Consider the following 13,058-nt stretch of genomic DNA (forward strand, 5'->3'; position numbering starts at 1 on the left):
TATGTCTTTACAACAAGTGATTGAAACTGCTTTTGAAAATCGTGCCGAAATTACCCCGGCTTCTGTAACTGCGGAAGTAAAGGAAGCGGTAACAGAAACTTTGCAACAACTGGATAGTGGCCGCCTGCGTGTGGCTGAAAAACAGGGCAATCAGTGGCAGGTTAATGAATGGGCGAAAAAAGCAGTATTACTGTCATTCCGAATCAGTGACAATGTCATTGCTGATGATGCGGTGAACCGCTATTTTGACAAAGTGCCCACCAAGTTTGCCGGCTGGAGCGCGGCTGATTTTCAGCAGGCTGGTTTTCGTGCTGTGCCGGGCGCAGTGGTGCGTGCAGGCAGCCATATCGGTAAAAATGTGGTGCTGATGCCATCATTCGTAAATATCGGTGCGTTTGTTGATGAGGGCACCATGGTAGACACATGGGCAACAGTAGGTTCCTGTGCCCAGATTGGTAAACATGTTCACCTCAGTGGGGGCGTGGGAATTGGCGGCGTACTGGAGCCTTTACAGGCTGCACCAACCATTATTGAAGATAACTGCTTTATCGGTGCCCGTTCTGAAATTGTTGAAGGGGTGATTGTTGAAGAGGGCAGTGTGATTTCCATGGGCGTGTTTATTGGCCAGTCCACTAAAATCTACGACCGTGAAAGTGGTGAAATCACTTATGGCCGTGTGCCAGCCGGTTCTGTAGTCGTGTCTGGCAGTCTGCCGGCCAAAGATGGCAGCCATAGCCTTTACTGTGCTGTGATTGTGAAAAAAGTGGATGCCAAAACCCGCGCCAAGACCAGCGTGAATGAATTATTGCGTGGTATTTAAGCTTTAATCTGCTTGCAATAAATAAAAGCCTCTTACAAGCAGTAAGAGGCTTTTATTTTGGAATGCGGCAGATATTGCATCTCTGGCAAAATCCAGGTATTGATTTTATCAAATTAAGACCGGCGACTGGACTGATTGATTTTGCTGGCCATCAGCGTGGCAACAGTCAATAACGCACCTACTAATATCTTGTTACGCCAGCGTTTGGGTTTATTGGCCAGTTTCAGAACCAAACCACCAGCCGGAATTTTATCCACGATATTCAGCGAACGCTGCCACAGATTTGACTTAGTGGCATGATTACCATTTTTAAGCTGCTCAGCCAATAGTTTTAATCGTGCTCCCTGAGCCTGTAGGTCAAGCAGCTCACGTTGCTGTGCTATATTCAGCTTACCGAATTTACTCATATTCAGTGTTCTCCATTAGCCTTGGCATTGCTTGTGTGTTTAAGATAGCTTATATCTTTATTTATGGCCGCAAGTGTCTCAGTCATAAACTGACTTTGTTTGCGCAATAATTTAACAATCAAAATGGTCAGAAGCAGGATTAAAAGCAAAAACAGAATGGCAATGCCAAAAAATACCCATACTTTGGCCTGTGGTGTGAGTAGAGTATTCAGACCGAATAGCAGACTGATAAAGCCCAGAAAAAACACCACTCCAGCCAGCACCACAAGTACCATCAGTACAATAATACTTTGTAGCTGGGCAATGGCATCCAGCCGCAGCATACGTGCACGAATCCACAATAACTCACTGCCATATGTCAGCCAGATTTTTAGCTTGCGCAAATCGCGGCCAAGATTACCTATACTCATGCCATGGTATCCGTTTAAGAGTGAATCATATTCAGGCAATTGGTATATTTACCGCATTGCCTGAATGTAGCCTGTGCTGGTGGCACTGTTCAGCGTTTGCAGCGTCCCAGCATAACACCGGCAATAAAGCCCGCCGCAGCGGCAATACCCATAGCGTAATATGGCTGTTCACGTACCAGCTCATCAGTGCGTTCGGCTGTAGCACGGGCTTTTTCAGCCAGTGTACTTTCCAGATCGCTCAATTTGGATTTGGTATTACCCAATTTTTTGCGTAGCTGGTCTTTCAGCTCCTTGGCCTGATCAGAACCATTGTCACTGGCGTTGTCATATAAATTTTCAACTTCATCCAGCACAGAGCGTACTTCTTTCATCAAATCTTCTTTTTGGGAATCAAAATCAGCCATGATCATTCTCCTAACAAGTGGCGTGAAAATACTGACAACATCAAAATCAGCAGCCAGCTTAACCTGTGTCATGCAACAAACAGACTGCCAGTTTTGTTGCAATATCGGTTAAAATCATTATTGGCTGCTAACATCTGTTACACAAGAACTACCTTAGCACAAGGATATGTTTTTGCACAGATATTGATCTGTTAGCAATTGACCGTTTAATGGGGATGGATAATGAGTGAGCTGGCGTTAGAGAAAATATATTCGGGTAAAGTACGGGATTTGTATGCAATTGACGGGCAGCACATGCTGATGGTCGCCACTGATCGCTTATCCGCTTTTGATGTAATTTTACCTGAACCTATAACAGGAAAAGGTGAAATTCTTACCCAGATATCCAATTTCTGGTTTAAAAAACTGCAACATATCATGCCAAACCATTTTACTGGTGCAACAGTTTATGATGTGCTGCCACGCGAGCAGGCGGATAAAATTGCCAAACGAGCAGTCGTAGTGAAAAAGCTGACTCCGCTGAAAATCGAAGCCATTGTCCGCGGTTATCTTTCCGGCAGTGGCTGGCGCGATTATCAGCAGACAGGTGCGGTTTGCGGCATTAAGTTACCGGCGGGATTGCGCGAAGCCGAACAGTTGCCGGAAGTGATTTTTACCCCATCCAGCAAAGCTGCTGTAGGCGACCATGATGAAAACATCAGTCTGGCACAATGCACCACCTTGCTGGGTGAAGAACTGACCAGGCAGGTAAGCACCAAAGCCATTGAGCTGTATACCGAAGCAGCCACTTATGCCCGTAGCAAAGGCATTATCATTGCTGACACAAAATTCGAATTCGGTTTGGATGAGAATGGTACATTAACTTTAATGGATGAAGTGCTTACTCCGGATTCCAGCCGTTTCTGGTCGGTAGATAACTATCAGGTTGGTACCAATCCACCTTCATTTGACAAACAGTTTATCCGAGACTGGCTGGAGGCATCCGGCTGGAATAAACAGCCGCCAGCACCGCAAGTACCGGCCGATATTATTGCCAAAACACTGGCTAAATATCAGGAAGCACTGCATTTACTCGCAGAAGTGTAAGTATTTATTCAGAGTGGCAGATAAAACAGCCCGGCCAGTAACTGTTTGTGATGTGATAAATTGCTGACAGGAATATTCCGGTTGGAATATAACAGCACCAGTACGTGAAAATAGCAGACACAGCCTTGACTGGGCGAAATGAGCATTAACTGCTGCTATCCATGACTAATGAAATAAGTGATTGGCCATGCAAGCCAGCCATCATCACTGATTTCTTTGAAGGAAATTCTGCTTTAACCAAACAGGTATTATCCGTATGCTTACTAGGCTTTAACATTTACCAGTGTTAAAAGCATAGCTTACGCCTTAGCAGGAAGCATTTGTATTAAACAACACCCGTGTTAGCCGGCCACGCGCCGGTTTTTTTTATCTGTATTCCGGCAGATTGAATTCATTAATATTTACTTAATATAAATCATGATTAAAGAAAAAGAGTAAAGAATATTTCTGCAACAAAAGAATTACGGTTACAAATGTGTACCGTGCGCAATTTCAAAGATCCGCACTGACAAACGAGTAATATACATACGCGCACCTGCATCAGATTTTTTACCACAATGTACAATTATCTGCGTTACCGATTCACCATTGTGTGACCAGATTCGTACTGTCTGGTAGCAGGAGGGAGCACAACGGCGACTTACTGGCTTTTGTGTGTTTGACCCGTATCGCAATCATCACATCTGTGCCCAGCTTGGTTTGGCCGATGATGGCATAATCTGTACTGATATTTTTATTCTGTGCGTGGAAAATACCATGATTGCGACACGAAGTATGACCATCGCCGCTGAACGCATGGAATTGGGTAGCGTAAGCTGGGCAGCATTCAAAACAATATCCGCCCGAGTATCCAGATGCTGCATCTGCCCAAACAGGCTTTTACACTGATGGCCATGCTGATAAGCGTTGCCACACATCTGTTCTGAACACCAACCCCTATAGCACTGGCAATGTGTTCATTTCAAAATCAAAAGCAGCACATATTCAATCTGGCCGATTTTGCTGCATACAATGAAATTGTGCAGATTTATGAAGATGTGTGCGGTAGGGAATAGCACATTGATGTATAGACTACGCAAATGGCCAGCAAGTTAGCATGTAAACATGACGAATGTAGTGATATATTAGCCGTCATTCACAAGCAGGGTTTTTTGCGCTCTTTAAATAAAACATAAATCCTGCCATACATATATAATACGCCTGCACAGACCACACTGTGTCGGTCTGTTCAGTAAGCTTTTATTTTTGCCAGCAGCTCCTTACAGTACAGTACTGGCTTACTTATCCACAATACCAGCTTATTCAGCAGATTGCTGATACTGTGTTGATTAACGCTGGTGTGAACAAATATACGTAGCCGGCGCTTATCCAGTTACCAAGCAGGCACCCACCAACCCATGTTATCTGATGATGGAAACCACCATGCCACAACATCCTTATCGCCGTTTACGTCCTGCACGCCATGAATTACCGGAAGTAGGCATATCCGAATCAGGTAACATCCGTTCCTTGCATCTGGGTACGCCTACCATTCAAAGCTCAATGAATGTAGATAATCCGGCCGAGCTGGTACTGTCATACAGCCGAGCCATGATGGCCTGGCTGCTGTTTATCGATGATATGCCGCAGCATATTACTCAGATCGGGTTGGGCGGTGGCTCATTTGCGCGCTGGATTGATGCCTATCTGCCTGATACCAGCCAAACTGCTGTTGATATCAATCCGCAGGTCATCAGCATTGCGCGCAGCATGTTTGAATTGCCGTTTGAAGGTGAAAAATTCGAAATTATCGAAGACGATGGTGCCGAATACATCAAAGTATTACGAGGTAATACCGACATCATTCTGGTAGATGGCTTCGATGGCGAGCAGATTATAGACAGTCTGGTAGCTGAACCATTTTTTGCTGATTGCCGTCAGGCACTCAGCGAACATGGCATCTTTGTCACCAACTGGTGGCAGGGTGACAAACGTTTTCAAACCTTTGTACGCCGCCTGCGCGAAGTATTTGACAACCGTGTGCTGATGGTGCCGGCAGAAACCCATGGCAATATTGCCGTACTGGCCTTTCAGCAGCCACCAACACTGCGCGACTGGGATAAGCTGAAAAAACGTGCCGGGCAGCGCGCCAGCCAGTTTAATCTGGATTTACCCGCCATGCTGGCTGCCATAAAAGCCCAGCAGGTACACAGCAATCGTCCGCTGTCATTTAATGATTAAATAACCTCACGCTGGCGCACCAACTCGCACTGCCAGCGTAAACAGGCAGAAAGAATAAAGGAAAACCCGTGAGTTATTATGCCAAACATCTGTTTGTCTGCACCAATCGCCGTGATAACCCGTGCCGCCAGAGCTGCGGTGACGATAACGTCGGTGCCGATGCAGTTGATTACCTCAAAGGCCATGCTAAAGCAATGGGGCTGATGGGCGTGGGTAAACTGCGCATCAGCAGTGCCGGCTGTCTCGGACGCTGTGATGAAGGGCCAGTTATGGTACTGTATCCGCAAGGGCGCTGGTATACCTATGTAGACGAAAGTGATTTACAGGAAATTCTTGATGAAGAACTGGCTAACGACCGTGTCGTTACCCGTTTATTAATGGATAAACCCAAAAGTAGCGAGTAAACCCGATGCTAAAGCAACAACCCAACATCTGGATTAACGGGCCGGCAGGACGGCTGGAAACCATCTATCTACCGGCACAGGGCACCGCCCGTGGTGTAGCCGTGATTAATCATCCTAACCCATTACAGGGCGGGCTGAATACCAACAAAGTCGTACAGACTGCTGCCAAAGCACTTACCGGACTGGGCTTTCACTGCTATCTGCCCAATCTGCGCGGTGTGGGCAATAGCGACGGCGAGCATGATTATGGCCGCGGTGAAGTAGCAGACTGCCTTGCTGTAGTTGATTTTGCCCGTTCCCAGCATCCAGAAGTGAACAAACTGGTGTTGTCCGGCTTTTCCTTTGGCGGCTATGTTGCCTTATTCAGTGCCTTAACTGCCCGTCCGGATGCCTTACTGCTGATGGGTCCTGCGATTGGCATGTATCCTGTTGATGCGCCCAATGCCTACAATCCAGCCACTACCTTACTGATTCATGGTGAAAAAGACGAAGTAGTACCATTGCAAAACAGCATGAACTGGGCAGAGGCGCAGGATTTACCTGTACTGGTTGTGCCCGGCTCCGGCCATTTTTTCCATGGCAAACTGATTTTGCTGCGCCAGTGGATTGAGCGGCTGTTTCCAGCGTTACTGGTTGAATAATAAAAATATTACTACCCTGAATGCTTAAATAAAATATAAGTAATTAAATATCAATACACTAATTTTAAAAGAGTTGTTCAGGGTAAATCAGAATTTACCTGCTCAGAATCTTATATTGGCAAGCACACCTATTAAACAATATAGCCAACAGCTGAAAATAGGCAAGCCAATATAAAATTAATAAAGCGCGCTATCAGTTGATTACAGAATGTGCAGTACGCATCAATCCCTGATTGAAAATCACATCTGTACAAAATTGACGATTACATAGATAAACGGCTATTAATTATTTCATGCATTAGCGTTACCAATAGCGTCAACTATATCATATATATATATCTTTTCTCGTTCAAAATCATGCCCCTCAACGCCAAAAACCGATGTGTAGGCGATCATACCTTCAAGTATTAACATAATCAGGCAAGCCGCCTGCTCAGATGCTGCGGTTGCGCCCAGCCATTGAGAAATTGAAGTCTGCATCCATAGTTTGTGTTCTCTAACAATAGAGCATATTTCTTCACTTCTATTGCCATATTCAGCCTGAGCACGCACAAACATGCAACCGCGATAGTCGTTATCGTTAAACCACCTGATATGCCATGAAATAAGCGCATTAATTTTATCTTTTTTCTCCGAAAATACCGCAATCACATCTGTAATTGACTTTTTAAAAAAAGCATTCCTCCTAAGTAATACTTTACTCACCAGCCCATTTTTGTCACCGAAATATTTATATAACGTTCGTTTCGATACTCCTGCACGTTCTGCAACGAGCTCCAGACTAACAGCGCAGTAACCAAATTCATTAAAAAGTGATTCAGCAGCAGCAAGTATCTTATCAATAATTTCAGATTTCATTATTTTGACGTTTTTAGCATATTTTTGTGATTTTATCACAATAACACCATTTTGGTTAATTATAAATATTATTTGACCATAAATGGTTTTGAAAATACAATAAGTAAACGCAATCGTTTATTTATTGTATTTATTTAAACAATAATGTTTACTTATTCATTACAGGAGGAATTCATGTTAGTAAAAATTAAAGGGGGAGAGGCCATGCAGCCCCGACCTAATGCAGTAGCGATATTGAGAGGTTTTACTGGTGGCACTTTGGGAATTTTCGTGTTACTCCTGATAACTTACTGGAGCGGTACTTTAGCAATCATGGCTCCATTTGGTGCAACATGTGTATTATTATTTGCCGTACCTAAAGCACCATTAGCTCAGCCAAGAAGTGTTATCGGGGGGCATTTTATCTCGGCTTTAGTAGGGATTTTGTTCATCAATTTATTTGGTAATGGAATACTATCCATAGCATTAGCGGTTGGCATATCCATTGCTTTAATGCAATTTTTACGTGTAGTCCATGCCCCTGCGGGTGCAAATCCTATTCTTATCATGATGTCAGGAATCACTGACTATTCATTCTTGTTGACACCCGTACTGATAGGTTCAGTTCTGTTAGTTCTTGTCGCTTTAATAGTCAATAATATCGGAGCCGGAACCCATTGGCCCTGTTATTGGCTGGGCTATCATTCAGGTATGGATAACAAACATATAAAATCAAAAGGGGGTTAGCGTGCCTGTATGATTTGGCAGAATGGTTAATAACTCTCGGTATCTAAAGACCTCATCAGGTACTAACTAATATCACGCCAATGCAATATGCAACACTGAAACAGACTGCTTAATTTTTTGGATAAGTTTTGTACTAGTAGGGTATTTAGATTAAAAATTTTATTATTGTACTTTATCCGGTTAATAAAAAAGGTATAACCATGATTATGCCTTTTTTAATTTATACATTACAAATACGCTTGGAAGCACTGAGACTTCCATCTTGCAAACAGGTTTTATACCCGCACAATAAGAAATACCGCCTTTTTTCCAGAGCAGGGCAAACAGCCTTTGACTTGTGCAATGCTAACCATGAAAGTAGCTGCGGTTATAATTAATAGCCATTTTTGCATCACTACTCCTGTTATTTTAATTGATAATTAACGTTATTATAAATAAAATAAAATATGGATATGATTGTTAATATTATGTTTTTATCAAAATATAGCTTATTGATACATTATCTTTTATGTTAGAAGCATTTTTATTTTGTCTAAATAAAGCACTTGTTGGACAAAGCCTATAACAATACCGGCTAAATAATAAGTGATTTGGCTTAAGATTAATCAACAAAAAAGTTGTTGTAAATGACCATGTGCTATAGTCAGCACATTAAACATCTAAATGTTAAATTAGAGGATAAATATGAAAATTTTGAGAGAAGATTGTCTGCGTGAAATCTTACTACAAAATTATAATAAAAAAATTACTATTGTTTCTGCTTTTATAAGTGGAATTGAATCTGATATAAAACAATTACTTGATCAACATAATCAGGTTGAACTTATTATAGGGACAATCAATGCCTTTTCTTCTATCGATTTGATAGATTTTTGCATTGAAGAGGCTGAGGAGAATAATAATTTTAAATTTTATATTGATTTCAGATATGACGATAGCGTTCATTGGAAGCTCTATATGATTGAGCCAGATATTACTATTATAGGAAGCGCCAATTTTACCCAAAAAGGGCTGAAGCTTGTTCGAGATACATGCCTTTACATACAGAATAAAAAGTTGTACTTAGACTACTTAAAAGAAATTGCTGAAGTAAAAGTATTAGATAAAGTATTAGATTGTAAGGGTAAAAATTTTAATGATGAACTAGAAAAATATAGAAAAAAACATTTAAAATCTAGAGTTTGGTTAAATTCAAATAGTACAGATTCAAGTTTGGAAGATTATTTAAAACAAGAAATTCCACCTGAATTAGCAATTTTAATTTGGGATAGATATATGGATGAGGAGGAAATGAAATATATTGAAGCTAAAGTTGGAAAAGAAAATTCTTGTGAGCAACTAAATTTTGATAAGCATGAATGCTTTAAGATTGATCGTGAGTATGAAAAAGACTATAGAGAAAATGAGATTATTTTATGTATGAATAAACGGGGGAATAAAATCAAGTTTTTTTGTTGCCAGAAAATTGTCGTTGATAAATCAAAAGGTAATATGTATCTTATTGATTTTTTAAAGAAGAGGTCTGAGGGGCCATTTAAATTAACCAAAGAAATTAAAAGTAGGCTTAAGGAAAAAGCTCTAGAATGGAGCAAAGATGAAACAGATAAAGTTAAATTAAGCTATGAAGATTTAAAGGAATTATTACAGAATTAATGATTTTAATTTTTTTAGTGTCATATGTCTGGGTTATTTATTATGATGGCTGTAAGAAATTATCTATTTCTTTGATATTGTATCCTTGTTTGCACAGGAATGATTAGTTTATTTAGGCACCATTCTGATTTATCTGAATCATTTAATAATATTTGAAGTGTTAATAAAGAAATAAGATTTTGTATAACTTGTCTGTGGAAAGCTTCCTAAGGAGAACAATTTTACTTGCGACAGACGAAAGTGCTTTTCACTACAAAATTAATTAGTTATCAGTATTATTTGACCAGATTAATTTGAAAAAAGCCCAGAAATTAGCGCAAGCTGATACTGGGCTTTTGATTTATATTCTGTAGATGTAATTTTTCAGCCTATTTGCGTTTGATGTTCATCACCCTGACGTGTACGAATGGTACCAATCTGGTAAACAGTTTCGCCCTCTTGCTGTAGAAAGTGCTGTACAGCAACAGCGTCTGCGGCGTCTACAATCATTACCATGCCGATACCGCAATTAAAGGTACGGTACATTTCCTGTATATCTACTTGTCCGGCCTGTTGTAACCACTGAAAGAGTTTTGGCAGTGGCCAAGACTGGGCGTCAATTGCGGCAACGGTGTTGTCTGGCAGGATACGGGGTACGTTTTCGCTGATGCCACCACCGGTAATGTGTGCCATACCCTTGATGGTAAACTGTTTTAATGCAGCCAGAACGGGCTTAACGTATAAACGGGTAGGGGCGATGATGGCCTGCCGCAGGGTTTGGCCATTTTCAAATTCGGCGTCCAATTCTGGTTGGGCACGCTCAATAATTTTGCGCACTAATGAATAGCCATTGGAATGAATACCATTAGAGGCCAGTCCCAGTACCATATCACCGGTCACAATACTGCGTCCGTTGATAACCTGTGCTTTTTCAACCACGCCTACAGCAAAGCCAGCCAAATCATATTCGCCATCTGGGTACATGCCGGGCATTTCGGCGGTTTCACCGCCAATCAGGGCACATCCTGATTGTTCACAACCGGCGGCAATGCCTTTAATCACTGCTGCTGCACGTTCAACATCCAGTTTACCACAGGCAAAGTAGTCCAGAAAAAACAGTGGTTCTGCTCCCTGTACCAAAATGTCATTGACGCTCATGGCCACCAGATCGATACCGACGGTATCGTGTTGATCCCATTCAAATGCCAGTTTTAGTTTGGTGCCTACGCCATCGGTACCGGATACCAGTACTGGCTGGCGGTATTTCTGGCTGATTTCTACAAGTGCGCCGAAGCCGCCCAAATCGCCTAATACTTCAGGACGCATGGTGCGTTTGGCAAATGGTTTAATCTTTTCGACCAGCGAATCGCCAGCGTCAATATCAACACCGGCATCACGATAACTCAGGGACTGGCTCATTAGTGTGCTTCCTTTGGACAAGAACAAAGCTGATTGAGATGGAATAGACAAAAACCGAGCAATTTTAACATTTTTCATCTTTTTACGGTGTTGAAATTGGCGCGGATGATTAGCTGGCGTATTCTGGCTTATATCTTTGTGACAGCTTTGAGCAGGATAAATAGTTGGCCAGTCTTTGCTTTAATGTCAGATAAAGGAGAGGGAAAAGATATGGAAAATGACTGGCTGCTATACCTGAATGTTTGTGATTTGCTGTTGGTTTTAATAGAATTACAGAGATAAAGATTCTATGTAACTTAGGATAGCAATCAAAGAAAAAGGCCGAATTGATAAATTCGGCCTCAGGATTAGTCTGCTATATGCGGCTAATGTATGCTGCTTAGGCTTTGCGAGCCGGCAGTTTTTCACGAATACGGGCAGCTTTACCGGTTAAGCCACGCAGGTAATACAGTTTGGCACGGCGTACATCACCACGGCGTTTAACTTCGATTTTTTCAACGGCTGGAGAATATAACTGGAATGTACGTTCTACACCTTCACCGCTGGAAATTTTGCGAACGATGAAGTTGCTGTTCAGGCCACGGTTGCGACGGGCGATTACAATGCCTTCATAGGCTTGCAAACGGGTACGGCTACCTTCGGTAACGCGTACAGATACAACCACGGTATCACCAGGCGCGAAGGCTGGGATTTCTTTATTCAGACGAGCGATTTCTTCCTGCTCTAATTGTTGAATCAAGTTCATGTTAAGCTTCCTATTATAATGGGATATCCCGTTCCTCTTGTCTGATACGCTGCAAGAGTCTGGATTCCTCTGGGGTTAATTCACGGTCGGCCAGTAAATCAGGACGACGTGTCAGTGTGCGCCTGAGCGCCTGAGTTAATCGCCATTGTGCGATTAAAGCATGATTACCGCTACGCAATACGTCGGGAACTGTCTGCTGACGAAATTCTACCGGACGGGTGTAATGCGGACAATCAAGTAAACCATTGGCAAATGAGTCTTCTACTGCTGAGCGTGCGTCACCAAGTGTGCCGGGTAACAGGCGGATTACTGCGTCCATTAACATCATGGCCGGTAATTCTCCACCGGAAACCACAAAGTCGCCGATACTGATTTCGGTTACTTCGTTGCTGGTGAGAATACGTTCATCAATACCCTCGTAACGACCACACAGTACAATCAGCGCCGATTCTCTGGCCAGACTGGCTGCCTGTGCATGATTCAGTGGTTTGCCCTGCGGGCTCATGTAAATCAATCGTCCCTGCGGGCTGCTTTGTCTGGCTGCATCTATGGCTGCCTGTAAGGGCGGAGCCATCATAATCATTCCCGGGCCTCCGCCAAACGGGCGGTCATCAATATGACCCAGTGGATTATCGGCAAATTGCCGCGGGTTGATTGCTGCAAACTGCCAGATGCCCTGTTGTAAGGCACGTCCGGTTACGCCACTGTCGGTAAGGGCAGTAAACATTTCCGGAAACAGGGTAATGGCTTGAATATGCATCAGTAGTCGCTGCCCCAGTCGACACAAATCTGCCGTTGCGGCAAGTTTACTTCGTCGATGTACTGGGAGACAAAGGGAATCAGTTTACGGCCAAAAACACCATCTACTACCAGTACGTCATGAGCACCGGTTTGCATTAATGAACTGACAGTGCCCAGATTTTCCTGTGTACGGTTAAGTACGTTCAGGCCAATCAGGTCTGCCCAATAATACTCATCGTCATCGGTTTCGGCAAAGCTGGCACGGTCTATTTCGATGGTAAAGCCGCGCAGTAGTGCTGCGCTGTCACGATCGTGTATTCCGTCAAACCGCACCTGTAATTCATCACCGCTGATTTTGCTTTCGGCAATGCTCACAGTTTTGGTTTGGCCATCTTTACTCAGCTGCCATTGCGGATAGTCGAGCAGGCTGTCGGTATATTCGGTATCGGAATGGATTTTCACCCAACCCTTTACGCCAAATACGCCTTTAATATAGCCCATTGCTACCCATTGTGGCTGTGTACTATTCATCTGCTTTACTGCTG

16 protein-coding genes are annotated in these 13,058 nt (G+C 42.9%); 7 read left to right on the forward strand and 9 right to left on the reverse strand.

Annotation, left to right across the window (positions count from 1 at the left end; genetic code table 11):
- Position 1 precedes the first annotated feature (1 nt).
- Positions 2-820: a 2,3,4,5-tetrahydropyridine-2,6-dicarboxylate N-succinyltransferase gene (dapD, locus tag MJ764_RS02035; protein WP_239324187.1), complete on the forward strand. Its 819-nt coding sequence runs from the start codon at positions 2-4 to the stop codon at positions 818-820.
- A gap of 113 nt (positions 821-933) precedes the next feature.
- Here dapD and MJ764_RS02040 read toward each other — a convergent pair whose 3' ends face one another.
- The 3 genes from MJ764_RS02040 to MJ764_RS02050 all read right to left on the reverse strand — a co-directional run bounded on the left by MJ764_RS02040 (position 934) and on the right by MJ764_RS02050 (position 2,041).
- Positions 934-1,227 carry a hypothetical protein gene (locus MJ764_RS02040; RefSeq protein ID WP_239324188.1) on the reverse strand — a complete coding sequence of 98 codons (294 nt, stop codon included), beginning with the start codon at positions 1,225-1,227 and terminating at the stop codon, positions 934-936.
- Between the two features lie 2 nt (positions 1,228-1,229).
- Entirely contained in the window at positions 1,230-1,637 is a 408-nt protein-coding gene (locus MJ764_RS02045) for a phage holin family protein (protein ID WP_239324193.1), read from the reverse strand.
- A gap of 89 nt (positions 1,638-1,726) precedes the next feature.
- On the reverse strand, positions 1,727-2,041 hold the full coding sequence (locus tag MJ764_RS02050) for an ElaB/YgaM/YqjD family protein (RefSeq protein WP_239324195.1): 315 nt from the start codon (positions 2,039-2,041) through the stop codon (positions 1,727-1,729).
- Between the two features lie 222 nt (positions 2,042-2,263).
- Between MJ764_RS02050 and MJ764_RS02055 the strand changes: the two genes are divergently transcribed.
- Positions 2,264-3,127 (forward strand): phosphoribosylaminoimidazolesuccinocarboxamide synthase, encoded by an 864-nt coding sequence (locus MJ764_RS02055; RefSeq protein ID WP_239324197.1) that lies wholly within the window; start codon positions 2,264-2,266, stop codon positions 3,125-3,127.
- Between the two features lie 677 nt (positions 3,128-3,804).
- Here the strand turns inward: MJ764_RS02055 and MJ764_RS02060 are convergent.
- Positions 3,805-4,044 carry a hypothetical protein gene (locus MJ764_RS02060; RefSeq protein ID WP_239324199.1) on the reverse strand — a complete coding sequence of 80 codons (240 nt, stop codon included), beginning with the start codon at positions 4,042-4,044 and terminating at the stop codon, positions 3,805-3,807.
- Positions 4,045-4,549: 505 nt separating this feature from the next.
- On the opposite strand from MJ764_RS02060, the gene MJ764_RS02065 reads away from it, so the two are divergent.
- The 3 genes from MJ764_RS02065 to MJ764_RS02075 all read left to right on the forward strand — a co-directional run bounded on the left by MJ764_RS02065 (position 4,550) and on the right by MJ764_RS02075 (position 6,392).
- Positions 4,550-5,347, forward strand: a complete 798-nt coding sequence (locus MJ764_RS02065; RefSeq protein ID WP_239324201.1) for a polyamine aminopropyltransferase — start codon at positions 4,550-4,552, stop codon at positions 5,345-5,347.
- Between the two features lie 68 nt (positions 5,348-5,415).
- On the forward strand, positions 5,416-5,751 hold the full coding sequence (locus MJ764_RS02070) for a (2Fe-2S) ferredoxin domain-containing protein (RefSeq protein ID WP_239324203.1): 336 nt from the start codon (positions 5,416-5,418) through the stop codon (positions 5,749-5,751).
- A gap of 5 nt (positions 5,752-5,756) precedes the next feature.
- Positions 5,757-6,392, forward strand: coding sequence for an alpha/beta hydrolase (locus MJ764_RS02075; protein ID WP_100138494.1), 636 nt, complete (start codon positions 5,757-5,759; stop codon positions 6,390-6,392).
- A 291-nt stretch (positions 6,393-6,683) separates the two neighbouring features.
- Here the strand turns inward: MJ764_RS02075 and MJ764_RS02080 are convergent, their stop codons facing one another.
- A complete protein-coding gene (locus tag MJ764_RS02080) occupies positions 6,684-7,289 on the reverse strand; it encodes a TetR/AcrR family transcriptional regulator (protein ID WP_239324205.1) in 606 nt (201 codons plus the stop codon).
- Positions 7,290-7,424: 135 nt separating this feature from the next.
- Between MJ764_RS02080 and MJ764_RS02085 the strand changes: the two genes are divergently transcribed.
- On the forward strand, positions 7,425-7,976 hold the full coding sequence (locus MJ764_RS02085) for an HPP family protein (RefSeq protein ID WP_239324207.1): 552 nt from the start codon (positions 7,425-7,427) through the stop codon (positions 7,974-7,976).
- Between the two features lie 684 nt (positions 7,977-8,660).
- A complete protein-coding gene (locus MJ764_RS02090; RefSeq protein ID WP_239324209.1) occupies positions 8,661-9,629 on the forward strand; it encodes a phospholipase D family protein in 969 nt (322 codons plus the stop codon).
- Between the two features lie 363 nt (positions 9,630-9,992).
- On the opposite strand, the gene purM is transcribed toward MJ764_RS02090, so the two are convergent.
- The 4 genes from purM to rimM all read right to left on the reverse strand — a co-directional run bounded on the left by purM (position 9,993) and on the right by rimM (position 13,044).
- Positions 9,993-11,027 (reverse strand): phosphoribosylformylglycinamidine cyclo-ligase, encoded by a 1,035-nt coding sequence (purM, locus tag MJ764_RS02095; protein ID WP_239324211.1) that lies wholly within the window; start codon positions 11,025-11,027, stop codon positions 9,993-9,995.
- 379 nt (positions 11,028-11,406) lie between these two features.
- Positions 11,407-11,772: a 50S ribosomal protein L19 gene (gene rplS, locus MJ764_RS02100; RefSeq protein WP_025331156.1), complete on the reverse strand. Its 366-nt coding sequence runs from the start codon at positions 11,770-11,772 to the stop codon at positions 11,407-11,409.
- Positions 11,773-11,785: 13 nt separating this feature from the next.
- A complete protein-coding gene (gene trmD / locus MJ764_RS02105) occupies positions 11,786-12,532 on the reverse strand; it encodes a tRNA (guanosine(37)-N1)-methyltransferase TrmD (RefSeq protein ID WP_239324213.1) in 747 nt (248 codons plus the stop codon).
- Positions 12,532-13,044, reverse strand: a complete 513-nt coding sequence (gene rimM, locus MJ764_RS02110) for a ribosome maturation factor RimM (protein WP_239324215.1) — start codon at positions 13,042-13,044, stop codon at positions 12,532-12,534. Before rimM ends, trmD begins: the two co-directional genes overlap by 1 nt.
- Between the last annotated feature and the right edge of the window lie 14 nt (positions 13,045-13,058).

It is taken from the genome of Snodgrassella gandavensis (assembly GCF_914768025.1).
Taxonomy (GTDB): Bacteria; Pseudomonadota; Gammaproteobacteria; order Burkholderiales; family Neisseriaceae; genus Snodgrassella; species Snodgrassella gandavensis.

Coding starts and splice junctions, on each gene's coding strand:
- dapD (WP_239324187.1), top strand. CDS start 2: ATGTCTTTACAACAAGTGATTGAAACTGCTTTTGAAAATCGTGCCGAA.
- MJ764_RS02040 (WP_239324188.1), bottom strand. CDS start 1,227: ATGAGTAAATTCGGTAAGCTGAATATAGCACAGCAACGTGAGCTGCTT.
- MJ764_RS02045 (WP_239324193.1), bottom strand. CDS start 1,637: ATGAGTATAGGTAATCTTGGCCGCGATTTGCGCAAGCTAAAAATCTGG.
- MJ764_RS02050 (WP_239324195.1), bottom strand. CDS start 2,041: ATGGCTGATTTTGATTCCCAAAAAGAAGATTTGATGAAAGAAGTACGC.
- MJ764_RS02055 (WP_239324197.1), top strand. CDS start 2,264: ATGAGTGAGCTGGCGTTAGAGAAAATATATTCGGGTAAAGTACGGGAT.
- MJ764_RS02060 (WP_239324199.1), bottom strand. CDS start 4,044: ATGTGTGGCAACGCTTATCAGCATGGCCATCAGTGTAAAAGCCTGTTT.
- MJ764_RS02065 (WP_239324201.1), top strand. CDS start 4,550: ATGCCACAACATCCTTATCGCCGTTTACGTCCTGCACGCCATGAATTA.
- MJ764_RS02075 (WP_100138494.1), top strand. CDS start 5,757: ATGCTAAAGCAACAACCCAACATCTGGATTAACGGGCCGGCAGGACGG.
- MJ764_RS02085 (WP_239324207.1), top strand. CDS start 7,425: ATGTTAGTAAAAATTAAAGGGGGAGAGGCCATGCAGCCCCGACCTAAT.
- MJ764_RS02090 (WP_239324209.1), top strand. CDS start 8,661: ATGAAAATTTTGAGAGAAGATTGTCTGCGTGAAATCTTACTACAAAAT.
- purM (WP_239324211.1), bottom strand. CDS start 11,027: ATGAGCCAGTCCCTGAGTTATCGTGATGCCGGTGTTGATATTGACGCT.
- rplS (WP_025331156.1), bottom strand. CDS start 11,772: ATGAACTTGATTCAACAATTAGAGCAGGAAGAAATCGCTCGTCTGAAT.
- trmD (WP_239324213.1), bottom strand. CDS start 12,532: ATGCATATTCAAGCCATTACCCTGTTTCCGGAAATGTTTACTGCCCTT.
- rimM (WP_239324215.1), bottom strand. CDS start 13,044: ATGAATAGTACACAGCCACAATGGGTAGCAATGGGCTATATTAAAGGC.